This is a genomic window from Curtobacterium sp. MCPF17_031 (assembly GCF_003234035.1).
Taxonomy (GTDB): domain Bacteria; phylum Actinomycetota; class Actinomycetes; order Actinomycetales; family Microbacteriaceae; genus Curtobacterium.
On sequence record NZ_QKSG01000002.1, the window covers coordinates 33690 to 56540 of the forward strand.

At 70.5% G+C, this 22851-nt stretch carries 26 protein-coding genes and 1 tRNA gene; 14 read left to right on the forward strand and 13 right to left on the reverse strand.

Features of this window, described 5'->3' with window-relative positions; all coding sequences use genetic code 11:
- Nucleotides 1-13 precede the first annotated feature (13 nt).
- Nucleotides 14-502, reverse strand: coding sequence for a ribose-5-phosphate isomerase (locus tag DEJ31_RS03190; RefSeq protein ID WP_111121211.1), 489 nt, complete (start codon nucleotides 500-502; stop codon nucleotides 14-16).
- 86 nt (nucleotides 503-588) lie between these two features.
- Nucleotides 589-1338, reverse strand: coding sequence for an XRE family transcriptional regulator (locus DEJ31_RS03195; RefSeq protein ID WP_110905034.1), 750 nt, complete (start codon nucleotides 1336-1338; stop codon nucleotides 589-591).
- On the opposite strand from DEJ31_RS03195, the gene DEJ31_RS03200 reads away from it, so the two are divergent.
- Nucleotides 1337-1855 (forward strand): GNAT family N-acetyltransferase, encoded by a 519-nt coding sequence (locus DEJ31_RS03200; RefSeq protein ID WP_110905035.1) that lies wholly within the window; start codon nucleotides 1337-1339, stop codon nucleotides 1853-1855. The genes DEJ31_RS03195 and DEJ31_RS03200 overlap by 2 nt on opposite strands.
- A 255-nt stretch (nucleotides 1856-2110) precedes the next feature.
- Here DEJ31_RS03200 and DEJ31_RS03205 read toward each other — a convergent pair whose 3' ends face one another.
- Entirely contained in the window at nucleotides 2111-2761 is a 651-nt protein-coding gene (locus DEJ31_RS03205; protein ID WP_258366113.1) for a DsbA family protein, read from the reverse strand.
- 124 nt (nucleotides 2762-2885) lie between these two features.
- Here DEJ31_RS03205 and pepN point away from each other — a divergent pair, with 124 nt between their 5' ends.
- From pepN to DEJ31_RS03220, 3 genes are all read left to right on the forward strand, one after another.
- Nucleotides 2886-5465 (forward strand): aminopeptidase N, encoded by a 2580-nt coding sequence (pepN, locus tag DEJ31_RS03210; protein ID WP_111045273.1) that lies wholly within the window; start codon nucleotides 2886-2888, stop codon nucleotides 5463-5465.
- Nucleotides 5466-5542: 77 nt separating this feature from the next.
- Nucleotides 5543-6613, forward strand: a complete 1071-nt coding sequence (locus DEJ31_RS03215; protein WP_258366114.1) for a mechanosensitive ion channel family protein — start codon at nucleotides 5543-5545, stop codon at nucleotides 6611-6613.
- A complete protein-coding gene (locus DEJ31_RS03220; protein WP_111121212.1) occupies nucleotides 6610-7140 on the forward strand; it encodes a globin in 531 nt (176 codons plus the stop codon). The genes DEJ31_RS03215 and DEJ31_RS03220 overlap by 4 nt, the downstream gene beginning before the upstream one ends.
- 152 nt (nucleotides 7141-7292) lie before the next feature.
- Here DEJ31_RS03220 and DEJ31_RS03225 read toward each other — a convergent pair whose 3' ends face one another.
- Nucleotides 7293-7994 carry a hypothetical protein gene (locus tag DEJ31_RS03225; RefSeq protein ID WP_110905039.1) on the reverse strand — a complete coding sequence of 234 codons (702 nt, stop codon included), beginning with the start codon at nucleotides 7992-7994 and terminating at the stop codon, nucleotides 7293-7295.
- 163 nt (nucleotides 7995-8157) lie between these two features.
- Between DEJ31_RS03225 and DEJ31_RS03230 the strand changes: the two genes are divergently transcribed.
- The 3 genes from DEJ31_RS03230 to DEJ31_RS03240 all read left to right on the forward strand — a co-directional run bounded on the left by DEJ31_RS03230 (nucleotide 8158) and on the right by DEJ31_RS03240 (nucleotide 9920).
- Complete coding sequence (locus tag DEJ31_RS03230; protein WP_110905040.1) at nucleotides 8158-8604, forward strand: Hsp20/alpha crystallin family protein; 447 nt, start codon at nucleotides 8158-8160, stop codon at nucleotides 8602-8604.
- Between the two features lie 105 nt (nucleotides 8605-8709).
- Complete coding sequence (locus tag DEJ31_RS03235) at nucleotides 8710-8991, forward strand: hypothetical protein (RefSeq protein WP_110905041.1); 282 nt, start codon at nucleotides 8710-8712, stop codon at nucleotides 8989-8991.
- A 71-nt stretch (nucleotides 8992-9062) separates the two neighbouring features.
- Entirely contained in the window at nucleotides 9063-9920 is an 858-nt protein-coding gene (locus tag DEJ31_RS03240; RefSeq protein WP_375537610.1) for an acyl-CoA thioesterase, read from the forward strand.
- A 159-nt stretch (nucleotides 9921-10079) separates the two neighbouring features.
- Here DEJ31_RS03240 and DEJ31_RS03245 read toward each other — a convergent pair whose 3' ends face one another.
- The 5 genes from DEJ31_RS03245 to msrA form a co-directional block, all read right to left on the reverse strand.
- The gene (locus tag DEJ31_RS03245) at nucleotides 10080-10562 is read right to left on the reverse strand and encodes a thioesterase family protein (protein ID WP_110905043.1); all 483 of its coding nucleotides are present in this window, start codon (nucleotides 10560-10562) and stop codon (nucleotides 10080-10082) included.
- Nucleotides 10563-10567: 5 nt separating this feature from the next.
- The gene (ettA, locus tag DEJ31_RS03250; RefSeq protein WP_110905044.1) at nucleotides 10568-12253 is read right to left on the reverse strand and encodes an energy-dependent translational throttle protein EttA; all 1686 of its coding nucleotides are present in this window, start codon (nucleotides 12251-12253) and stop codon (nucleotides 10568-10570) included.
- A gap of 53 nt (nucleotides 12254-12306) precedes the next feature.
- Nucleotides 12307-12885, reverse strand: coding sequence for a single-stranded DNA-binding protein (locus tag DEJ31_RS03255; protein WP_111045270.1), 579 nt, complete (start codon nucleotides 12883-12885; stop codon nucleotides 12307-12309).
- Between the two features lie 113 nt (nucleotides 12886-12998).
- Nucleotides 12999-13226 (reverse strand): methyltransferase, encoded by a 228-nt coding sequence (locus DEJ31_RS03260; protein WP_110905046.1) that lies wholly within the window; start codon nucleotides 13224-13226, stop codon nucleotides 12999-13001.
- Between the two features lie 38 nt (nucleotides 13227-13264).
- Nucleotides 13265-13792: a peptide-methionine (S)-S-oxide reductase MsrA gene (gene msrA / locus DEJ31_RS03265; RefSeq protein ID WP_110905047.1), complete on the reverse strand. Its 528-nt coding sequence runs from the start codon at nucleotides 13790-13792 to the stop codon at nucleotides 13265-13267.
- 159 nt (nucleotides 13793-13951) lie between these two features.
- Here msrA and DEJ31_RS03270 point away from each other — a divergent pair, with 159 nt between their 5' ends.
- Together DEJ31_RS03270 and DEJ31_RS03275 are read left to right on the forward strand one after the other, a co-directional pair.
- Nucleotides 13952-14218 (forward strand): hypothetical protein, encoded by a 267-nt coding sequence (locus tag DEJ31_RS03270; RefSeq protein ID WP_110905048.1) that lies wholly within the window; start codon nucleotides 13952-13954, stop codon nucleotides 14216-14218.
- Nucleotides 14219-14310: 92 nt separating this feature from the next.
- Nucleotides 14311-15513, forward strand: coding sequence for a hypothetical protein (locus tag DEJ31_RS03275; RefSeq protein ID WP_111121213.1), 1203 nt, complete (start codon nucleotides 14311-14313; stop codon nucleotides 15511-15513).
- Nucleotides 15514-15572: 59 nt separating this feature from the next.
- Here the strand turns inward: DEJ31_RS03275 and DEJ31_RS03280 are convergent.
- Nucleotides 15573-15645, reverse strand: a tRNA-Arg gene (locus tag DEJ31_RS03280).
- Between the two features lie 14 nt (nucleotides 15646-15659).
- Nucleotides 15660-16220 carry an AAA family ATPase gene (locus DEJ31_RS03285; RefSeq protein WP_110905050.1) on the reverse strand — a complete coding sequence of 187 codons (561 nt, stop codon included), beginning with the start codon at nucleotides 16218-16220 and terminating at the stop codon, nucleotides 15660-15662.
- Nucleotides 16221-16757: 537 nt separating this feature from the next.
- Between DEJ31_RS03285 and DEJ31_RS03290 the strand changes: the two genes are divergently transcribed.
- Genes DEJ31_RS03290 through DEJ31_RS03300 form a run of 3 tightly spaced genes read left to right on the forward strand, consistent with a single transcriptional unit; the run spans nucleotide 16758 to nucleotide 20025 of the window.
- Nucleotides 16758-17723, forward strand: coding sequence for a cytidylyltransferase domain-containing protein (locus DEJ31_RS03290; RefSeq protein WP_258366116.1), 966 nt, complete (start codon nucleotides 16758-16760; stop codon nucleotides 17721-17723).
- Nucleotides 17720-18598 carry an N-acetylneuraminate synthase family protein gene (locus tag DEJ31_RS03295; RefSeq protein WP_111121214.1) on the forward strand — a complete coding sequence of 293 codons (879 nt, stop codon included), beginning with the start codon at nucleotides 17720-17722 and terminating at the stop codon, nucleotides 18596-18598. The genes DEJ31_RS03290 and DEJ31_RS03295 overlap by 4 nt, the downstream gene beginning before the upstream one ends.
- Nucleotides 18595-20025 carry a DUF6716 putative glycosyltransferase gene (locus DEJ31_RS03300; protein ID WP_111121215.1) on the forward strand — a complete coding sequence of 477 codons (1431 nt, stop codon included), beginning with the start codon at nucleotides 18595-18597 and terminating at the stop codon, nucleotides 20023-20025. The genes DEJ31_RS03295 and DEJ31_RS03300 overlap by 4 nt, the downstream gene beginning before the upstream one ends.
- Here the strand turns inward: DEJ31_RS03300 and DEJ31_RS03305 are convergent.
- Both DEJ31_RS03305 and DEJ31_RS03310 read right to left on the reverse strand, forming a co-directional pair.
- The gene (locus DEJ31_RS03305) at nucleotides 19966-20229 is read right to left on the reverse strand and encodes a thioredoxin family protein (RefSeq protein WP_110905066.1); all 264 of its coding nucleotides are present in this window, start codon (nucleotides 20227-20229) and stop codon (nucleotides 19966-19968) included. The genes DEJ31_RS03300 and DEJ31_RS03305 overlap by 60 nt on opposite strands.
- Before the next feature lie 95 nt (nucleotides 20230-20324).
- Nucleotides 20325-20615 carry a hypothetical protein gene (locus tag DEJ31_RS03310; protein WP_110905054.1) on the reverse strand — a complete coding sequence of 97 codons (291 nt, stop codon included), beginning with the start codon at nucleotides 20613-20615 and terminating at the stop codon, nucleotides 20325-20327.
- A gap of 129 nt (nucleotides 20616-20744) precedes the next feature.
- Between DEJ31_RS03310 and DEJ31_RS03315 the strand changes: the two genes are divergently transcribed.
- Both DEJ31_RS03315 and DEJ31_RS03320 read left to right on the forward strand, forming a co-directional pair.
- The gene (locus tag DEJ31_RS03315) at nucleotides 20745-21179 is read left to right on the forward strand and encodes a MarR family winged helix-turn-helix transcriptional regulator (RefSeq protein ID WP_110905055.1); all 435 of its coding nucleotides are present in this window, start codon (nucleotides 20745-20747) and stop codon (nucleotides 21177-21179) included.
- A gap of 68 nt (nucleotides 21180-21247) precedes the next feature.
- A complete protein-coding gene (locus tag DEJ31_RS03320; protein ID WP_111121359.1) occupies nucleotides 21248-22453 on the forward strand; it encodes an MFS transporter in 1206 nt (401 codons plus the stop codon).
- Nucleotides 22454-22851 lie beyond the last annotated feature (398 nt).

Here is a 22851-nt window from a genome sequence, read left to right on the forward strand (position 1 = left end):
TGTCTACTCGGCCCTACTGGTCGATCTGCTTGCCGGCGATGTGCCCCGTGGTCTCGTACTCGGCGAGCTGGGCGATCCGACGGGCGTGACGCTCCTCACCGGAGAACGGCTCGGCGATGAACAGGTCGACGAAACGGATGGCTTCGTCCTCGGTGTGCTGACGGGCACCGATCGAGATGACGTTGGCGTCGTTGTGCTGGCGGGCGAGGACCGCGGTCGACTCGTTCCACACCAGCGCCGCCCGGATGCCCTCGACCTTGTTCGCGGCGATCTGCTCGCCGTTGCCCGAACCGCCGAAGACGACGCCGAGGGCCTGGACCCCCGCGCGCTGGTCCTGCACCACGGCGTGCGCCGCGTTGATGCAGAACGAGGGGTAGTCGTCCAGCGGCTCGTACTCGGTCGGACCGTGGTCCACGACCTCGTGGCCGGCTTCGGTCAGGTGCGTGGCGAGGGTCTTGTTGAACTCGAGGCCGGCGTGGTCCGTTCCGAGGTGGATGCGCATGGACCGATCCTATTCCTGCACCCGCAGCGGGCCTCCCGTCCGCTCCGGCCGGGAGGCGCGGTGCCGGACCCGGGGAGGGCCTCCCGTCAGCGCTGGCGGACCACCACGACGACGTACCGGCACGGCTCGGCGCCGGCGTTGCGGTAGACGACGTCGGCCGGTTCGCCGAGTTCGATCCGGTCCCCCGCACCGAGGCGCGTCGTGGTCGCACCCACCTGCAGTTCGAGGGCCCCGTCGACGACCCAGATGCAGTGCCGCAGGAAGGCGTACGCGCTGGCGGGGTAGGCCACCTCGCGACCGGCGGGCAGGCGCACCTCGGTCACGTCGGCGGGGAAGTCCGCGCTCGACAGGGGGCGGCGGCGGTACCCGGTCTCCGGGTCGGTCCACGAGTCGGCCGAGGCGGCACGCTGCACCCCGCGGGCCTCGTCCGGATCGCTGGTCCGGGGCACCTCGTGCTCGAGGGCCTCGTCGAGGAGCTGCGAGACGGTGAGCCCGAACGCGCCGGAGAGGCGGCCGAGGATCGTCGCGGTCGGGCTCGAGACACCCCGCTCGACGCGGTTGATCATGGCGCGGGAGACGCCGGACTCCTCTGCGAGTTCCGTGAGGCTCCAGCGGCGCTCGGTGCGGAGGCGCTGCAACCGCTCCCCCAGCCGGCGCTGGTCGGCGTCGTCCGGGTGATCGCTGTCCCCGCGCTCACTGTCCCCGCGCTCGCTGACCTTCCGCTCGTGGTCCGTCCGCTCCTGGTCTGTCCGCTCGTGGTCTGTGCGCTCGTGGTCCGTCCGCTCCCGGTCTGGGGTTGCATCGGTGCCCTCGGGCTCGTCTACGATGTGAGACATGGCGACAGCATATGCGACGGATGCGGTTCGGGTCCGCGACTGCACTCCCGCGGACCTCGACGTCGTGCACGCACTCCACGTCGACGCGGTCCTGCACTCGACGGCGATCTGGCAAGAGGTCCCGCACCCCCGCGCCTGGTTCGACACGTGGCTGGCAGAGCGGCAGGGCGACGGCTGGCCCGTCCTGGTCGCCGAGGTCGACGGGGTCGTCGCCGGGTACGCGACCTACTCGCAGTGGCGGCCCCACCAGGGCTACCGGCTCACCGTCGAGCACAGCGTCTACGTCGTCGAGTCGTTCCGCGGGCGGGGTGTCGCCTCGACGCTCATGCGCGCCCTCGTCGCCCGCGCCACCGAGGAGGGACGGCACGTGATGATCGCCGGCATCTGCAGCACCAACACGGGTTCGATCGCGCTCCACGAGCGACTCGGGTTCGCGACGGTCGCGGTCGTCCCGGAGGTCGGCCGCAAGTTCGACCGATGGCTCGACCTGACGCTGATGCGGTTGCCGCTGGCCTGATCTGGCCTGGTCTCGGCCGTGCTGCACCCCCGCACGGACATCGCGGCCCGTCAGAACGGGGCGCAGTGCAAGCGGCGGTGCGCGGACCGGGAGGCCCGTGGCGGGGCCGACCCACGCCTCCCGTCCGCCCCGCACCACGCGAGCCCGCGGGACCGCGACGGCATCGGATGTGCTGCGCCCCCGCACCGACACCGCGCCCGTCAGGACGGGGCGCGGTGCACGCGGCCCGGCACGACCGTCGTGGTCGCGCCGGGGTCAGTCCTCGACCGTGTCGAAGACCGGACCGGTCGTGCGCGAGCGCTTGAGCTCGAAGAAGCCCGGGTAGCGGGCCGCGGCGACGACGCCGTCCCAGAGGTCGAGTGCCTGCTGGCCCTTCGGCGCCGGCGAGATGACCGGTCCGAAGAAGGCGACACCGTCGACGGCGATGACGGGCGTGCCGACGTCCTGGCCGACCCGCTCGATGCCGTCTCGGTGACTCTCACGCATCGCGACATCGGTCTCGTCGGTCCATGCGGCGTCGGCGAGGTCGGCCTCGAGGCCGAGCTGCTCGAGGACGGCCGGTACGACCTGCTGCGGGTCCTTCTGCTGGCGGTGGTGGATCTGCTCGCCGAGCGCGTCGTAGAGGCGCTTCACGACCTCCTGGCCGTGTCGGGCCTTCGCAGCCGTCACCAGGCGCGAGTACACCTGGTTCCGCTCCATCGCCTCGCGGTACTCCGCGGGCATGCCCTCGTTGTGCTCGTTGAGGACGAAGAGGCTCATCACGTTCCAGGTGACGTCGAGGTCGCGGTGCTGCTCGACCTCACCCACCCAGCGGCTCGTCATCCACGCCCAGGGGCAGGTCGGGTCGAACCAGAACTCCACAGCAGTCCGGGTCGCAGGGGTGTTCTCCACAGTGGTGTCAGTCACAGGTCGTGAGCGTACGCCCGCTCGCTAGGCTGGTCACGAGCCGTCCCGCCGGCGCACGACGCCGAGCGGGACCACCGACACGCGGACATCGATCGTCCGCGTCCGCAGCGAAGATGGAGCGTCCGTGCCCGGAGAGAACCTCACCAGAACCGAAGCCCAGGAACGTGCCGGCATCGTCAGTGTCCAGACGTACGACGTCGAACTCGACCTGACCCGCGGCGCCGAGAGCTTCGGCAGCACCACCCGTGTGCGCTTCACGGCCACGCCCGGCGCCAGCACGTTCATCGACGCCATCACGAAGACCGTGCACTCGGTCACCCTGAACGGCGTGGCGCTCGACGTCGCCGCCGTGAACGACGGCGTCCGCATCCAGCTCGCCGACCTGCAGGCGCAGAACGAGCTCGTCGTCGTCGCCGACGCGCTGTACACGAACACCGGGGAAGGCCTGCACCGCTTCGTGGACCCCGTCGACGACGAGGTCTACCTGTACTCGCAGTTCGAGGTCCCGGACAGCCGGCGCATGTTCGCCGTGTTCGAGCAGCCCGACCTCAAGGCCGAGTTCAGCTTCACCGTGACCGCACCGGCACGCTGGCAGGTCGTCTCGAACGCTCCCACGCCCGAGCCGCACGTCGACGGCGACCACGCCACGTGGACCTTCCCGCCCACGGCGAAGATCTCGAGCTACATCACCGCGCTCGTCGCCGGCCCGTACGAGGTCGTCCGCAGCGAGCTCACCAGCCGCGACGGCCGGACCATCCCGCTCGGGGTGTTCGCGCGGAAGTCGCTGGCCGAGTACCTCGACCCCGAGTACGTCTTCGACATCACCCGCAAGGGCTTCGCGTACTTCGAGGAGAAGTTCGACGTCGCCTACCCGTTCGAGAAGTACGACCAGCTCTTCGTGCCGGAGTTCAACGCCGGCGCGATGGAGAACGCGGGTGCCGTCACCTTCACCGAGACGTACGTGTTCCGCTCGAAGGTCACGGACGCCATCAAGGAGCGCCGGGTCGTCACGATCCTGCACGAACTCGCCCACATGTGGTTCGGCGACCTCGTCACCATGAAGTGGTGGAACGACCTGTGGCTCAACGAGTCGTTCGCCGAGTGGGCGTCGACCATCGCCACGGCCGAAGCCACCGAGTGGACCGAAGCGTGGACCACGTTCCAGGCGATGGAGAAGTCCTGGGCCTACCGCCAGGACCAGCTGCCCTCGACGCACCCGATCGTCGCGACGATCAACGACCTCGAAGACGTCCAGGTCAACTTCGACGGCATCACCTACGCGAAGGGTGGCTCGGTCCTCAAGCAGCTCGTCGCGTGGGTCGGTATCGATGCGTTCTTCGCGGGCGTCTCGGCCTACTTCAAGAAGCACCACCACTCCAACACCGAGCTGAAGGACCTGCTCGTCGAACTCGAGTCCACCAGCGGCCGTGACCTGTCCGAGTGGTCGAAGCTGTGGCTCGAGACCGCTGGCGTGAACACCCTCCGCCCGGAGATCCAGACCGACGCCGACGGTGTGATCACCTCGTTCGCCGTGCTGCAGGAAGCCCCGGCCGACCACCCGACGCTGCGACCGCACCGACTGGCGATCGGCGTCTACTCCTTCACGAACGACGCCTCGGCACCGTTCGGCGCCGACACCGCGTCGTCCGGCGGCAAGCTCGAGCGGGCCCACCGCGTCGAGATCGACGTCGACGGAGCCCGCACGGACGTGCCCGAACTCGTCGGCGTGCACCGCGGCGACCTCGTGTTGCTCAACGACGACGACCTGGCCTACGCCAAGATCCGTCTCGACGAGCAGTCCCGTCGCACTGCGATCGAGCACCTCGCCGCGATCGCGAATCCCCTCGCGCGTTCCATCGTCTGGGGTGCCGTCTGGGACGCCACACGCGACGCCGAGTCCCCCGCCAGCGACTACGTGTCGCTCGTGCTCGGCAACATCGCGACCGAGACCGAGTCCACGACGATCCGGACCACGCTGTCGCAGCTGTTGCTCACCGCGCGCAACTACGTCGCGCCGGCGAAGTCCGACAGCACCGTCCGTACCGTCGGTGACACCCTCTGGCAGCTCGCGTCGTCGGCCGAGTCCGGCTCCGACGCGCAGTTCCAGTTCGTGAAGTTCTTCGCGCAGATCCCCTCGACGCCCGAGCACGTGGCGACGCTCCAGGGGCTGCGTGACGGCTCGGTGACGCTGCAGGGGCTCGAGGTCGACACCGATCTCCGCTGGGAGCTGCTCGAGGGCCTCGTGCTCGCCGGCGCTGCGGGCAACGACGAGATCGACACCGAGCTCGCCGCCGACCGCACGGCCTCGGGTGAGCAGGCCGCCGCGCGTGCCCGGGCGACGATCCCCACGGCCGAGGGCAAGCTCGCCGCGTTCTCGTCGCTCGTCGACAGCGACGACGCGCCGAACGCGATCGTCCGTCAGACCACGATCGGGTTCCAGCACGTCAACTCCCCGGTCGTGCTCGAGGGCCTCGTGTCACGGTACTTCGACGTGATCACCCGCATCTGGGACGAGCGTAGCTACCACATCGCGGACACCGTCGTCACGGGGCTCTACCCCGCGCCGCTGGCGTCGACGGAGCTGCGCGACGCGGCCGTGGCGTGGCTCGAGGCACACCCGGAGACGCCGGCACTGCGCCGCATCGTCACCGAGAACCTCGCGGGCACCGAGCGGGCCCTCCGGGTCCAGGCAGCGGACGTTTGACCCTGATGTGACGAGCGGCGAGGCCTCGGCGTTCCTCCAGGGAGGCCGAGGCCTCGCCGCTTAGCATCGATCGGATCATGCTCTTGGCTGCAGACACCACCGACGTCTCGAAGTGGGCGTCGAACACGTTCACCCAGTTCGTCGACACCTGGCACGTCCCGATCACCATCGTCATCGTCCTGCTCGCGGCGGTGGTCCTCCGGCTCATCCTCCGCCGGACGATCAAGCAGGTCGTCGACCGCATCGTCAACGGCGTGAAGAAGCGGCAGGGTGCCGCGGACACGCAGGCGCTCGTCGCCTCACCGCTGCAGACGGCCCGGGTCGTCCAGCGCACCCGGACCCTCGGCAGCGTGCTCGAGAACCTGGCGACCGTCGTCGTCGCGGTCATCGCGTTCGCCATCATCATCTCGACGGTGTTCCCCACCGCCGCCGTCGGCATCGTCGGTGGCGCCTCGGTGGTCGCCGCCGGCCTGGCGGTCGGTGCCCAGAGCATCGTCCGCGACATCCTGTCCGGCATCTTCATGATCCTCGAGGACCAGGCCGGGGTGGGTGACGTCGTCGACACCGGGCAGGCGACCGGCGTCGTCGAGAGCGTCGGCCTACGCGTCATGCAGATCCGCGATGTCAACGGGATCCTCTGGTTCGTGCCGAACGGCCAGATCCTGCGCGTCGGCAACCTGTCCCAGGGGTGGTCCCGTGTCCTGGTGGACATCACCGTCCCCTACGACACCGACATCGACGCGGTGCAGGACGCCCTCCTGCACGCTGCCGTCACCATGTCGCAGGAGTCCCGGTGGCGTCAGCGCATCGTCGAGAAGCCCGAGATCTGGGGCCTGCAGTCGATCACGGACACCGGCATGGTGTTCCGCCTGGTCGTGAAGACCCGTGCCTCCGAGCTCGATGTCGTCGGCCGCGAGCTCCGCATCCGGCTCAAGCACAGCGTCGACGAACTCGGCGTCACCCTGCCCGCGATGGCGATGATCATGCCCGCCGGGTGGGAGAACGCCACCTCCGTGAACGGCCTGCGCCCGGTGCGGACCGCGCCGGTCCCGACACCCGCCCGGTCCCGCAGCGCACGACGGAACGTCTTCGGGCGGGCCATCCGCACCGGGGAAGAACCCAGCACCGACCACGAGGACTCGCCATGACCGGACCGTCCCTGCCGATCGTGCCACCGGCCGGAGCCGCTGGTCGGCCCGACAGCAGCGCCCACGCAGACAGCAGCGGCCACGCCGACGGTGCCGGCGCGGTTCCGGCGCAGCCCGTCACGCTCCGTGTCGGACTCGGCGGCGCCGCGGCGAGCGGCTCGCTCTTCGACCGCATCGGCGGCGCCCCGACGTTCGACCGTCTGGTACGACGCTTCTACGAGGGAGTGCAGCACGACGAGGTCATCTGGCCGATGTACCCGGCCGACGACCTCGAGGGGGCGATCTGGCGGCTGTCGCAGTTCCTCCAGCAGTACTGGGGTGGACCGTCCATGTACAGCGAACAGCGCGGACACCCCCGCCTGCGGATGCGGCACAACCCGTTCCGCATCACGCCCGAGGCGCGCGAGCACTGGCTCCAGCACATGCACGACGCGGTGGAGTCGCTCGGACTCGCTCCGCTCGACGAGGCCGAGCTCTGGGGGTACCTGGACCGCGCGGCCCACGCGATGACGAACGCGTTCGACTGAGTCGGGGGGGGACGTTCGGCATCGTCCGCCGTCCGGTCGCCCCCGCCCAGGCAGGTCAGTCGGGTGACCGTCGGGCGTCGGGCGTCGGGCCGGGCTCGGGGTCGGGGCCAGGCGTCGCGTGTCGAGGTCGGCCGTCGGCGGTCGAGACCGGGCTAGGAGCTCAGCGTCCAGGCGCGCCGCTTGACGAGCACGTGCCCACGCGAGGTCGTGAGCCGACTCCACGGACCGGTCTCGAACAGGCGCACCGGTTCGGTGCCGAGGAACCCGAGGCTCTCGGCAGCGAATCCCGCGCCGGCAGGCAGGTGCTCGACGCCGGTGATCGGCCGACCCCACACTTCGGAGCGGACGCGTCGGACGATCGACTCCCCCGAGCTCGCCGGCACGGCGGCCGCGACCTCGTCGATCCCCTGCCGCGCCGCGCGGTGCAGGAGCTCCGCGGAGACGTCCGGCAGCGGGGCCCATCCACCGCGGGGCGGCGAGATCGCTGCCCACGTCACGGTGTGGACCTCGAGGGGCAACTCGACCTCGATCGGGGTGGCACGCGTCGGGTCGGCGCTGTCGGCCTGGTCGGCGTCCTGGGCCTCGGCGAGCAGCCGCAGGCGTTCCTGGAACGACCGCAGCGGCACGACGACGTCGATGTGCTCCGGCTGCGTCAGCGCGAAGGTCCGGAGGCCGAGGACGGTCGGCAGCTCGTCGAGCAGACCGAGCGGGTAGAGGATGGCGGTGTAGACCGCCAGGACGCCCGAGTCGGCGATGAGTCGGACCGACCCGTCCTCGATGCGAGCGGCCCGCCCGAGGTAGGTGCGGAGGTCACCGAGCGAGGCGGCGTCGGGAAGGGTGAACGAGCTGCTCATGTCGCCTCCGATCCTAGCCGCGACCGTCCGGAGACCCGCTGGTTGACCTCTCGGCGTCCTCTCGGTGTCCTTTTGGCACTCTCCGGGTTCGAGTGCTAAAACCGGATGCAGTTGAGTCACAGCGACTCAACCGACAACCATCCAGTGAAGGAGTTGATGTCAGATGGCCATGAACTTCGACCCGTTCCGCGAGCTCGACCGTCTCGCCGGGTCCCTCCTCGCCGGAGCAGGAGCGGGCCCACGCTCGATGCCGATGGACCTCTACCGCGCCGGTGACCACTACGTCATGGACGTGGACCTGCCCGGTGTCGATCCGGGCTCGGTCGACATCGACGTCGACGGTTCCGTGCTGACCATCCGGGCTGAACGGACCCTCGGCGCCCCCGACGGTGCACAGTGGCTCACGCGGGAGCGGCAGCCCGGTTCGTTCGTCCGGCAGCTCACGCTCGGCGACGGCCTGGACGTCGAACGGATCGCCGCGCACTACGACAACGGCGTGCTCAGCGTGACGATCCCCGTCCAGGAGTCGTCGAAGCCGCGCAAGATCGCCATCAGCACGGGTGACAGCACCGGGGCACTCGCCGTCGAACGCGCCGCGTCGAGCAGCTGACGCACCAGCCAGTCGACCGTGGGGTCGGTCCCATGAGGACCAACCCCACGGTCGACTCCCCGACACCCCTCACCCCGCGCTCGCCTGTCGATCCCCCACACGCCCATGCCACATCTGTTCAACGCCCTGTCGTCCGTCCTCGTCGTCGCCGGCCTGTTCGCCGCCCAGAGCCTCCGCCCAGGTCTCGGTCTGCTGCTCTCGCTGGCGGGATCGGTGATCGCCAACCAGCTCGTGTGGATCATCTCGCCGACAGCCTGGTCACACCTCGTCACTCCCTGGCTGGCCAGCGCCAGCGGGACGCTCGTCGCCGTGATCGTCTGGAGCGTGCTGAGGACATCCCCGCGCGTCCTCGACCTGCTCGGCGCGACTGCGACCGGAAGCGACTGAGGACACCCCGGTCAGGACCCCTGGACAGCACCTCTGGCACGCGCATGCAGTCTTCGTAGACTGATGGCGTGATCCGCGAACCCGACTTTCTCTCCACGCTGCGTCTCGAGGACACCGGAGCGAGCACCAGGGAGACGATCCTCACCGGAGCGAGTCACTGGTCGCCGGGCGGCCGGATCTTCGGAGGGCAGGTCCTGGCGCAGTGCATCGTCGCCGCGCAGGCCACCATCGAGGGCCGCGACATCCACTCCGTCCACGGCTACTTCCTCCGGCCGGGAGCGATCGACGTCCCGATCACGTTCGGCGTGGAGCGGATCCACGACGGCCGATCGTTCGCCACCCGCCGGGTCCAGGCGTACCAGAACGGCACACCGATCTTCTCGATGATCGCGTCGTTCCAGACGCCGGACGCCGGAGCCGAACACCAGGACCCGATGCCCCTCGACGTCCCCACGCCGGAGTCCCTGCCCTCCGCAGCCTCCGTGCTGGCGGGCATCGACCACCCGACCGCACAGGCGTGGGCGGAACGATCGATCGACATGCGACACGTCGATGGTCCGGTCTACGTGGGCGTCCAGGGCGCGCAGGTCGCACACCAGGCGGTCTGGTTCCGCGTCGAGCGTGACATGCCGGACGACCCCGCCCTGCACCGTGCCGTCCTCGCCTACGCGAGCGACCTGTCCCTCCTCGAACCGATCATGCGTCGGCACGGCATGGCCTGGGGCACGCCCGGCGTGAAGCTGGCGAGCCTCGACCACGCCATGTGGTGGCACCGTGACGGTCGCGCCGACGAGTGGGTGCTGTACGCGCAGGAGTCGCCGAGCGCCCAGGGTGGCCGGGGCCTCGCGCTGGGCCGGATGTTCTCCCACGACGGCCGCCTGCTGGCCACCGTCGCCCAGGAGGGCATGATGCGCGTTCCGACCGCCTGACGGAGTGTCGAGCTGACGCTGTGACGCTGTGCCGCAGTGTCAACCTGCGCGCGGACTGGCGTGTCCGGCGGCCCGACGCACTGACGAGCTGACGTGTCCGACGGGCCGAGAACTCGAGAGCCCGAAGAGCCTACCGCCGGCTACACGATCGAACGATCGTCAGGGTCGCGAGAACGTCACCGGCGGTTCGACGTACTGCTGGCAAGCGGCCCGCTCGACGTCGGTGAGGCGTCGTGGGCGGTTCGTCTCCGCGTCGACGAGCACCAGCGTGGTCGTGGCCCGCGTGTAGAGCTCGGCGGGATCGTGCCCGATCGGCGACCACACCTCGTACGAGATGTCGAGGCTGGCCCCACCCATCCGCCCGATCCAGAGCTGGATGTCGAGCGGCCGACGGAAGTACGGCGTCGATGCGAGGTACTCGAGGCGCTGCGCCGCGATCACCGTCATCGTCCCCGAACCCGGGCGGCCGTCGATCACCGGCTCGGGCGCGGACCCCGACTCATCGATCTCGTCGGGGTCCGGCGCCCAGAACGCCAGCACGCGTGCTTCTTCGAGCAGCCGGAGCATCGCGGAGTTGTTCACGTGCCCGTAGGCGTCGATGTCACTCCACCGGATGCGGATCGGAGCGTGCAGGCGTGCCACCGGGACTAGTCCCGGGTGAGCTTGCGGTACGTCGCGCGGCCGGGCTTCGCAGCGTCGGCTCCGAGGCGCTCGATCTTGTTCTCTTCGTACGCCTCGAAGTTGCCCTCGAACCAGTACCAGATCGGCGTGCCGTCCTCGTTCAGGCCTTCCCAGGCGAGGATGTGCGTCGCGATGCGGTCGAGGAACCACCGGTCGTGGGTGATGACCACGGCGCAACCGGGGTACTCGAGCAGCGCGTTCTCGAGGCTGCCCAGCGTCTCGACGTCCAGGTCGTTCGTCGGCTCGTCGAGGAGCAGCAGGTTGCCGCCCTGCTTGAGCGTCAGCGCCAGGTTCAGACGGTTGCGCTCACCACCGGACAGGATGCCGGCACGCTTCTGCTGGTCCGGGCCCTTGAACCCGAACTGCGACACGTACGCACGAGACGGGATCTCGGTCTTGCCGACCTGGATGTAGTCGAGTCCGTCGGACACGACCTCCCACAGGTTCTTGTTCGGGTCGATGCCACCACGGCTCTGGTCGACGTACGAGATGTCGACGGTGTCGCCGATCTTGAGCGTGCCGCCATCGAGCGGCTCGAGGCCGACGATCGTCTTGAAGAGCGTGGTCTTGCCGACACCGTTCGGGCCGATGACGCCGACGATGCCGTTGCGGGGCAGCGTGAACGACAGGTCGCCGATGATGACGCGCTCGCCGAACTGCTTGTGCAGTTTCTCGGCGTCGATGACCTGCGAGCCCAGACGCGGTCCGACGGGGATGACGATCTCCTCGAAGTCGAGCTTGCGCGTGCGCTCGGCCTCCGTGACCATCTCCTCGTAGCGCGCCAGACGCGCCTTTGACTTGGCCTGGCGCCCCTTCGTGTTGCTGCGGACCCAGTCGAGCTCGGACGTCAGGCGCTTGGCGAGCTTGGCGTCCTTCTTGCCCTGGACCTCGAGGCGGGCGCGCTTCTTCTCGAGGTAGGTCGAGTAGTTGCCCTCGTACGGGTAGAGGCGACCGCGGTCGACCTCGGCGATCCACTGGGCGACGTGGTCGAGGAAGTACCGGTCGTGGGTCACGGCCAGGACGGCACCGTGGTACTGCTGCAGGTGCTGCTCGAGCCACTGCACGCTCTCGGCGTCCAGGTGGTTGGTGGGCTCGTCGAGGAGCAGCAGGTCCGGCTTCTGGAGCAGGAGCTTGCACAGTGCCACGCGACGCTTCTCACCACCGGAGAGGTGCGTGACGAGCTCGTCCCCGGGCGGGCACTGGAGGGCGGCCATGGCCTGCTCGAGCTGCGAGTCGAGGTCCCACGCGTCAGCCGCGTCGATCTCTTCCTGCAGGGTGCCCATCTCGGCCAGGAGCGCGTCGAAGTCGGCATCCGGCTCCGCCATCAGCGCGGAGATCTCGTTGAAGCGCGCGAGCTTCCCGTGGATCTCGCCGACGCCTTCCTGGACGTTCTCGAGGACCGTCTTGGTCTCGTCGAGCTCCGGCTCCTGCATGAGGATGCCGACGGTGAAGCCCGGGGTCAGCTTCGCCTCGCCGTTCGAGGGCTGGTCGAGCCCCGCCATGATCTTCAGGATCGTCGACTTGCCCGCACCGTTCGGCCCGACGACGCCGATCTTGGCGCCGGGCAGGAACGACATCGTGACGTCGTCGAGGATCAGCTTGTCACCGACCGCCTTGCGGGCGCGGACCATCTGGTAGATGTACTCAGCCATATTGCTCCAAGTGTAGTGATGACACCGGTCACTCGTGGGCTCGGGTGCCGAGATCAGGCCGCATCGAGCCCGACCGGGTGGTCCGGCGGCTCGTCGGCGGGGGTCAGCATCGCGGCGAGGGAGTCGTCGGCGCCCTGGCGCTCGTCGGGGTGGGTGTCGTCCGGCACTGCCTCGACGGGTGGGTGCGCAGCGTCCGGGATGTCTTCGTGGACCTCGCCGGTGTCGTGGTCGACGCGTGGCGAGGAGCCGGGGGCGGCGGTCGCCTCGGTGACGTGGCGCGGCAGTCGCATCCAGTTGCTGATCCCCCAGGCGAGGTCGTGGCCGATCCCCTCGGCGTCGATCTCCACGCTCGTCCCGCCACGGCCGTCGCGCTCCCAGTTGCGGATGCGCACGCGTCCGGTGACGACCACCCGGTCCCCCTTGCTGAGCGATCGGTTGACGTTGGCGGCGAGGGAACGGAAAGCGGTGACGGTGTACCAGTTGGTCGGACCGTTGCCCCAGGTCGAGGTCTGGCGGTCCCAGCGGCGGGACGGTGAGGCGAGCCGGAGGCTCGTGATGGCGATGCCCGTCTCGGTGACGAGGTGGCGGGGTTCGGTGGCGACGATGCCGCAGACCGTGATCGTGTCGTTCATGGCTCGATCGTCGGACAGCGCGAGCCCCCGCCCGCTCGTGGCGCCGAGGATGTGGAGAGGAGGCGCCGATCACGCTCCCTGTGCAGGAAGGTGATCGGAGCCTCCCGTCCCGATCAGTGTGCGCGGAACTCGGGCCGGTCCGCGAGCGGACCCATCGCCTTGTGCACCGCGCCCTTGGCGGACTGGAGCGACGGGTACGTCCCGCCCGGGCCACGTCGCCCGTACAGCTCCACACGGAACCCGTCGGCATCGCGGTGGATGGTGCCCACCGCTCCTGCCGGTCCGACGGCGACCCAGGTCCCCGTCGTCGCGTCCGCGTTCTGCAGCGTGTCGTTCGTCATCGTGCGACCACCTCCTCGTGGCCCCGACGCCCCGTCGTTCAGGACGCCAGGATGTACTGACTGTATGCCTTGCGGACCTTGTTGACCTTGGGCAGTGCGACGGCGAGGCAGTAGCCCTGCCCCGGGTTCTTCGCGAAGAAGTCCTGGTGGTACTCCTCCGCGCGGTGGAACTCGCCGAGCGGCTCGATGCTGGTGACGATCCCGCCGTCCCAGATGTCCGAGGCCCGCCTGATCGCCTGCTCGAACAGCGCACGCTGCTCGCCGTCCGCGGGGAACATGGCCGACCGGTACTGGGTACCGACGTCGGCACCCTGACGGTTCAGCTGGCGCGGGTCGTGGAGGGTGAAGAACACGTCGAGGACGACCTGCGCCGGCAGGACGGTCTCGTCGAAGGTGACGGCGACGGCCTCGGCATGGCCGGTCGTGCCGGTGCACACCTGCTCGTACGTCGGGTGCGGGTCACTCCCGCCGATGTAGCCGGACACGACGTCCTGCACGCCCTGCAGCGTGCGGTACACCGCGTCGAGGCACCAGAAACATCCACCTGCGAGCACGAACGTGGTCATGGTCAGGACCTGCCTTCCGAGGCTCGGGAGAGCCGTTGAGGGAACATTCCTCCACAACGCCCGGAGGCCCGTGCGTGTTCCCCAGGTCGGGCTGCGGCCGGCCGCGGTGTCGGTGGCCGAACGTACATTCGAGTCACACCCGCCGACCAGGAGGCCCACATGCAGACGACGACGGACGCCCGGCTCAGCATCCACTCGCCTCGACCGGTCGCGCGCTCCCGCGGCGATCTCCGGATCCTGGACGTACGCGACGACCTGAGCCGTGTCACGCGGGCGAACGGTGAGATCGTCGGGTACGTGGACCGGGTCGACGTCGCCGGGGACACCGCGTACCGCGCCCGTCGCTACATCGCGGCCGAACGCCGGTTCGTCGAACTCCCCAACGTCTGGGACGCGGACGACGCCGTCGACACCCTGCGCTGGTGATGATGTTCCACATCGGAATCAGATGCGATGGATGTGCGGTTCCTCCGCCTGTCATCCCCAGACCCTGACCGATCCCGACGTAGGGTGCGCGCATGCAGTGGTGGAACGACCTGAACGACTGGACCTCGTCGGACGACGGCTGGCGCGTGTTGTCGGGGGCGATCATCCCCTTCATCGCGATCGTCGTCGCGGGCATCGTCGCGGCACTGATCGGCCGCGGAGCGACGAAGCGCGTCGTCTCGCTGCAGGAGCGTGAAGCGAAGAACGCTGCCGTCGCCGGACTCATCTCGGCAGCGCGGAAGGCCGCCAACTGGGGTTCGCTCGGGCACGATGAGCGCGCCTACGCGGACCATCTCGCCGAGGACGCCGACATCCGACTCCGTCTGCTCCCCGTCACCGGCGCACCGACTGCCGCGAACTGGGCGCAGCACGAGATCGCGGACATCAAGAAGAACTCCTCGACCTTCAGCTTCCAGGCAGAGCAGTCGCTGACAGAGTTCCGTGACCGAATCCTCGAGTGGCAGGCCCGGCCCGGTCGCGCGCGCAAGCTCTTCAAGAGCGACCTCGAGCGCTGGAAGTTCGATTCCCCGGACCCCGACGCGGACCTCATCAAGCGCCAGCAGGACTGGAACGCCGACAAGGTCGACTCGGCCCGCACGCCGGAGCCGGCACCCACTCCGACCACCACTTCGCTCCGCCCCGCCCAGCCGCCGGTCACGCCGGACGCCGGCGCTCGCGCCGGTTCGGCCGCCGGTACCGGTGACAGCTCGTACGACTCCGACGCGACGGTCCCGATCTCGGACAACGCGACGCGCCCCTACTCCGACGGGGAAACCACGCCGATCCGTCCGACCCTCGGCTCGCCTGCCTTCGGGTCGCCCAACCGCGGCTGGTCAGCCTCCCGAGAGCACGACACCGCCGACGCCGACCAAACCGACGCTGACAACGAGGACGCCGTGGACGACGTCCCCGTGAGTTCTCTCCGCCCCGGCTCCGCGGACCGTGCACCGGTGGTGCGCGACGAACGGAACGGTCGCAACGACCTCCCGGCGTCGTGGACCGCGCGCGGCTTCTCACACGACGACAACGAGCGTGACGACGGCCGCGGTGCCAGGAGCGACAGGACCGACGTGCCTGTCGGCGCTGCCGGCACCGCCAGCACGACGTCGATCCCGACGCGGATCGCCGATGCCCCCGCCGAGCCCGCTGACGCGAACGAGACGTCTGAGTCCCCGTACTCGAATCCCGTCAGCGCGAGCGAACTGCGTCGACGCGCTGTGGACGACGACGAGTGAACTGACACCGCCTGACGACGAAGGCCGCCATCCCCGAGGATGGCGGCCTTCGTCGTCGGTGCCCCCGGCAGGAATCGAACCCGCGGCACGGTGGGTAGAAACCACCTGCTCTATCCACTGAGCTACGGAGGCGGACGCCGACGATCTTATTCGGTGCGCGTGCTGAGCTGCCCGACGAACCGCTCGACCTCCCGCTGCGAGCGCAGGCGCACGATGCGCAGGTGCGGAGCGTCGTCAGCCAGCGAAGGCACCCGCTCCCGCATCTCGTTCCGCTTCGCGATGCCCCAGCGGAGGATGTGCTCCTTCCGGGTGAAGAACGTCCACAGCGGCGGTTCGACGTTGCCGTTCCACAACTCCGTGCGGTGCAGGCGTCGTCGGACTGTCCGTCGGAGGAGGCGCAGGAACGCCACCGACCTCGGCAGGTCGAGCCAGACCAGGGTGTCCGCACGCTCGACCAGCAGATGCCGCACGCCTCGGTACTGCCACTCGCAGACCCAGCTCGGGGTCGCGGTCATCTCGTCCACCCGAGCTTCGAAGTCCGGCAGCACCGTCCATCCGGGCCCGTGGTACATCCCGTCGAGCTCCGTGTGCGGTGCGCCGATCGCCCGGGCGATCCGGCGCGCCGTCGTGGTCTTGCCGACGCCGGCCGTCCCCGCCACGAGGACCCGTCGTGGCGGAGGATCGAGGACGTCTTCGGCGTCGAGCATCTCTCGACCATAGGACAAGCCCCCGCCCGCCCCGCGGCGCGAGCGGGCGGAGTACCAGGGACCATCCGGGCGGACCCGGGTACTCCGCCCGCTCACGCGCCACGCACCTCCCGGCACCGTCCCATTCGCCCCGTCCCGCGCCCTCACCCTCGCCCTCGCCCTCGCCCTCGCCCAAGGCGAGCGGGCGGGCGGAAGACCCTGGACGCACCCAGGCAGACCCGGGTACTCCGCCCGCTCACGCGCCACGCGCCTCCCGGCCCCGCCCCGTCCATTGCCTGCGCCCGCGCTTCCGCCCGTCGCCCTCGCCCTCGCCCTCGCCCTCGCCCTCGCCCTCGCCCTCGCCGAGGCGAGCGGGCGGAAGACGCACCCAGGCGGACCCGGGTACTCCGCCCGCCCGCGCGCCACTCCGCCCGCCCGCGCGCCAGCGCCGCTCGCATCGCCGCCCCGCCAGCCCGCGCGGCCCCCTTCCGGAACGGTTCGCCAGCCGTCTCCCTGCCGTTCCGCTCAGCGTCATCGCTGCTCCCTACGTTTCCCCTCATGAGCTCCACGCCCCGCGTCCTCGCGGTGATCCCGGCGAGAGCGGGCTCGAAGGGCATCCCCGGCAAAAACCTCCGCCAGGTCGCCGGTCGCACCCTCGTCGCCCGCGCCGTCAGGGCGGCACTCGCCGCAACCTCGGTGGACGAGGTCATCGTGAGCACCGACGGCGATGCGATCGCCGCCGAGGCAGTCGCAGCCGGAGCGCGGGTGGTGCGGCGGCCGGAGGGTCTCTCGGGAGACCAGGCCTCGTCGGAGTCCGCGCTCCTGCACGCCCTCGACGCGGTCGCGACCGGGCACGACGCGCCGGAGGTCCTCCTCTTCCTCCAGGCCACGTCGCCCTTCATCGACCCCGCCGATCTCGACCGGGCCGTCGCTCGCGTCCTCGACCGCGCCGCCGACTCGGTCCTCGCAGCCGCTCCCTCGCACGCGTTCCTCTGGCGCGTCGCCGAGGACGGCTCGGCCCTCGCCGTCAACCACGACGCCGCCACCCGCCCGCGCCGGCAGGACCGCGCGCCGGAGTACCGCGAGACCGGCGCGTTCTACGCCGTACGGGTCGTCGCCTTCCGGGAGGCCCGCCACCGCTTCGTCGGGCGCGTCGAGTTGGTGGTCGTCCCGGCCTCGACCGCGATCGACATCGACGAGCCGCATGACCTGGCCCTCGCGTCGGCCTTGGCTCCCCTCCTCGAGGTCACAGCCGCGGCCGATGCCGGAGCCGAAGAGGTCACAGCCGCGGCCGATGCCGGAGCCGAAGCCGATGCCGGTGCCGGTGCCGGTGCCGGTGCCGGTGCCGGTGCCGAGCCTGCGACCGAGGTCACACCCGCCGCCGCTGCGCGAGCGGGCGAGATGCCACGCCCCGAAACAGCCGCACCCGACGTTCCCGCCCGCTCGCGCAACAGAACCCACGCACCCGCACCCACCGACCCCCACCCCGCGCGGGCCTCCGCCGCGGAGAACGGAGCACCATGAGCGTCCGCATCGGCCTCTCCACCATCGGCGCGGGCAACCCCGCGTACCTCATCGGCGAGATCGGCCTGAACCACAACGGCGACGTCGAGATCGCCAAGCAGCTCATCGACATCGCCGCAGACGCCGGCATGCAGGCGGTGAAGTTCCAGAAGAGGACGCCGGAGATCTCGACGCCGGAGCACATGAAGTCGATGCCGCGCAGCACCCCGTGGGGCGACATGACCTACCTGGACTACCGCTACCGCGTGGAGTTCGACCGTGACCAGTACATCGAGATCGGCGACCACGCGACACTCCGCGGCCTCGACTGGTTCGCGTCGCCGTGGGACGAGCCCTCGGTGGCGTTCCTCGAGGACCTCAACGTCGTCGCGTACAAGATCGCTTCGGCGTCGGTGACGGACCTCGGGATGCTCGCCGTCGTCGCCGCGACCGGCAAGCCGGTGATCCTGTCGACCGGCATGTCGACGCTGGAGCAGATCGACCGCGCCGTCTCGACGCTCGGCACCGAGCGTCTGGTGCTCATGCACGCGACGTCGACGTACCCCCTCCCTGCCGAGGAGGCGAACCTCCGCATGATCGAGACCCTCACCACCCGGTACGCCTACGCGGGCGTGTCGGTCGGCTACTCGGGACACGAGCCGGGCCTCCAGATCTCCCTCGCGGCCGTCGCGCTCGGTGCGACGGCCGTCGAACGCCACATCACGCTCGACCGCACCATGTGGGGCTCGGACCACGCGGCTTCGCTCGAGCCGCACGGCCTCCGCACGCTGGTCCGGGACATCCGCATCATCGAGACCGCGATGGGCGACGGCGTCAAGCGCATCTTCCCCGGCGAGCAGGCCCCCCTCGCCAAGCTCCGTCGGGTGGGTGCGTGAGCGCTCCGGCGCACGACGCCGACGGGACCGGTGACGACCGGGAGGCTCGCCACCCCTCCACCGCACCGCCTCACCGCCGACGGGTGGTCGGCCTGGTCGACACGGACTCGTTCGCGAAGTGGGGCGCGCACCTGCTCTCGGCGACGCCGGCGCACTGGTCGCTGGAGCTGCTGACGGTGGCGACGCCCCGGTCGGCGAGTCCGGCGCAACTGCGGGCGGCGTTCCGGGGCGTCGATGCTCGTCTCGGCCCGATCGACCTGGCTCCTCCCGGGCCGGTGGGCGTGGACGAGGTGGTGGCGCGCCTCCGGGCCGACCCACCGGACGCGGTCCTGGTGTCGTGCATCGGTCCGGTGGCCGAGGTCATCGTCGACCAGGTGCTGCGGTCGTTCCCCCGAGGGTCGGTCCCGCCGCGGCCGGTGCTGCTCAGCGGCCTGCCGGGCATCTCGTTCCCGGCGAAGTGGAAGGGCGTGTTCCTCCGGGCGCGCGCCGACCTGTTCGTGCTGCACAGTCACCGCGAGGTCCGGGAGTACCGGGCCCTGGCGACCGCCGGTGGGGTGGAGCCGTCGTTCGCCCTCGCGACGCTGCCGTTCGCCCGGGCTGTCGGTCGGACGCGCACCGGGGTGGTCCGCGACTCCGTGGTGTTCGCCGCGCAGCCGAGCGTGCCCGTCGCGGAGGAGGACCGTCGCCGCGTCATCGGATGGCTCGTCGACACGGCTCGGGCACACCCGGAGTGGCGTGTCGTGGTGAAGACCCGCGCAGCGGCCGGTGAGCAGCAGACGCACCGCGAGACCTTCCCCTACGCCGACCTGGTCCCCGTCGACGCCCCGTCGAACCTGGTGGTCGAGGCCGGTCCGATGTCCGCACACCTCGACCGGGCGGTGGCGCTCGTGACGATCAGCTCGACCGCGGTCCTCGAAGCCGCTGCCCGAGGAGTGCCGGCGCTGACGCTGACGGACTTCGGCACGTCCCGCTCCCTCATCAACGAGGTCTTCGTCGGCAGCGGGCTCGAGGGTACGGCCGACGACCTGGTGCACGGCCGGTTCGGGACGGTCCGCCCGGACTGGATGACGGACAACTACTTCCACCCGGCATCGGACGACGACTGGGCGGACCGTGCCGAGGAGTCGATGCGCCTCCGCGACGCCGGACTGCTCGTCGACCGACCCGCAGCTCGGCGGAGTCGCGGCGGCGCGTTGCGGCGGGCCTGGGAGCGGCGGAACGCACTCGGCGACCACGACCGGTCGGTGACCGGCCGGGCGGCGGCGCTGATGGGGACACCGATCCGAGCGGTGAAGCGGTCGTGGCGGGCGCTCCGATCGGCGCTGCGTCCGGCGACGACGACGGTCCCGGCCCCCGTCACGACGGTGTCAGTCGAGCGCCTTCGCGACCGCGACGAGGAACTGGTCGCGGGTCGGGACGCCCGCTGAGCGGAAGACCTCGGACCCGTCGTCCTTCCTGACCAGGACGGTCGGGGTCGATCGGATCCCGAGCTCCTCGACGCGCTCGGGGTCGCTCGCGACGTCCCGTTCGGTGACGACGAGGCCCGGCACGAGTCGGGCGGCGTCACCGACGACGCGCCGGGCAGCGGCACACGGCGCGCAGAACGCGGACGTCCAGAGATCGACCTGCATGGTGTCGTGCAACGTCAGCCGCGACCCGGGCACTCCCGATCGGGACGACAGTGCCCCCGGCCGTCCAGGACGACCGGGGGCACCATCGACGGCTGCTACTCGCGGTCGAACTCGCCGGAGCGGTCGCCGCGGTCCTGCAGGTCGTCGACCGGGTCGGACTCGTCCGGCGCGAAGGTGTAGTCGACCGAGATCTGGTCGAGGACCTGACGGGAGCCGGTGGCCTTGTAGGTGAAGGCGGTCTGGAGGCCCTCGACGTCCGCGAACACCGTCACCTCGTCGTCCAGCGCGTCGCTCGTGGCGGTGCGGGTGTCCGTGGTCCCGTCGAAGGGGCCCTCGTGGAAGATGGCGGTGAACTCGTCGCCCTCGTGGATGGTGATGTCGGTCATGGGTCCCTTCTACCAGGACAGGGGGCACCGCCGTCCAGCGCATCGTGAGCGCCCGGCGGACAGGAGCAGCTCGGCGGAGGCGTGTCGGGCCTCCTTGCCGAATCCATAGCCGTGCTATATAGTCCGGCTATGGAACGAACGCGGGAACAGACCATCGAGACCCTCCTCGTCTCCGTCAACCGGCTCATCCGGTCCGCGCTCCAGGCCACCGGGCACACCACGTCCACCGCCGTCTGGCGGACCCTCGGGATCCTCGAGACCGAAGAGTCCCTGCGACTCGGCGAACTCGCCAAGGCGTCGCGGGTGTCCCAGCCGACCATGACCCGCCTGGTCGCCGGCATGACCGCCGACGGACTCGTCTCGCGGACCGTCGACCCCGACGACTCGCGCGGCCAGCTCATCGAGATCACCGACGCCGGCCGCGAGCGACTCGTCGCGTGGCGAGCCGCACTCACCAGCACCGTCGGCCCCCTCTTCGAGGACCTCACCGACGACGACTGGGACATCCTGCACGAAGCATCGGCCCTCATCGCAGCGAGGACCAGAACGGAGACCACCGCGTGAACGCGCACGCACCCGCCGGGCAGTCCGGCACCGCCGGCCAGTCCGGCACCGCCGGCTCGTCCGGTTCGATCCTGAAGCAGTCCTCCGCGGTGTGGGCCATCGCTTTCGCCTGCGTCGTCGCCTTCATGGGCATCGGCCTCGTCGACCCGATCCTCCCCGCCATCGCCGAGTCGCTCCGCGCCACGCCCGCGCAGACCGAGCTGCTCTTCACCAGCTACCTCGCCGTCACCGGCATCGCGATGTTCTTCACCAGCTGGGTGTCCAGCCGCATCGGCGCGAAGAAGACCCTGATGATCGGCCTCGCCCTCATCGTGCTGTTCTCGGTCCTCGCCGCCGTGTCGAACGACGTCTGGACGATCATCGGCTTCCGCGCCGGCTGGGGTCTCGGCAACGCGCTCTTCATCTCGACCGCGCTGGCCACGATCGTCGGCGCAGCGTCGGGCGGGACCGCGTCGGCGATCATCCTGTACGAGGCCGCGCTCGGCCTCGGCATCGCGGTCGGCCCCCTCGTCGGCGGCCTGCTCGGATCCGTCAGCTGGCGCGGACCGTTCTTCGGCGTCACCACGCTGATGGCCGTCGCGTTCATCGCGATCCTGGCGTTGCTGAAGTCCGGCTCACTCGAGAAGCCCACCCCGACGAAGCTCTCCGCGCCGTTCCGTGCCCTCGGCCGACCGGCCCTGGCCGCCCTCGCCGCGACCGCCCTCTTCTACAACATCGGCTTCTTCGTGCTCCTCGCCTACACGCCGTTCCCGCTCGGCTTCGGGGCGCTCGGCATCGGGTTCACGTTCTTCGGCTGGGGCGTCGGACTCGCCATCACCTCGGTGTGGGTCGCCCCGATGCTCACGGCGCGGATGCGGCGCACCAGCGTCCTCAAGCTCGCGCTGCCGCTGCTCGCACTCGACCTGTTCGCCGCAGCCGTCGTCGTCCGGTCGCCGGCCGGGCTGATCGTCTGCGTCGTCATCGGCGGACTCGTGCTCGGTGTCCTCAACACCGTGCTCACCGAGTGCGTCATGGAGGCGACCGACCTGCCCCGCTCCGTCGCGTCGAGCGCGTACTCTGCGGTCCGCTTCATCGGTGGCGCCATCGCCCCGCCCGTCGCGACGCTGCTCGCCGACGCGTACTCGCCGAGTGCCGCCTACGTCTTCGCGGGGGTGTCCGTCGCGGTCGCGTTCCTGGTCGTCGTGCTCACCACGAAGGTGCTGCGGCGCGTGGACGACGGGGAGGAGCCCGAGCGCGTCGAAGCCGAGGCGATCTCGGCCGGCGAGATGGCGTAGTTCCTGCTGCCGACGATGGCCGGGGCCGCGGTGCGGGCCCGGCCATCGGTGTCGGTGGCGGGCTGCTCGCGTTGCGGGCTGCTCGCGTTGCTGGCTGCTCTCGTTGCTGGTTGCTCTCGTTGCTGGCGCTCGCGCGGTTGTCGGTCGGGGCGCGCGGGCGGGCTCCGCTCGCGACTACCGGTCGGGGCGGGGTGTGAGCGGCCTCGGCTCGCGCATGCCGCTCGCAGCGCGTGAGCGGGCGGAATGCCAGGGCGTGGCGCGCCAGCCACGTGGGATCCCGCCCACTCGCGGTGGCGCCGTGGTCGGGAGGCGCGTGACGCGACCTGCGGACTGGAGCGGGGCCTCCCGTCCGGCGAGGCTCGCTCGTCCACCCCGCGAGTGGGCGGAACACCAGGGTG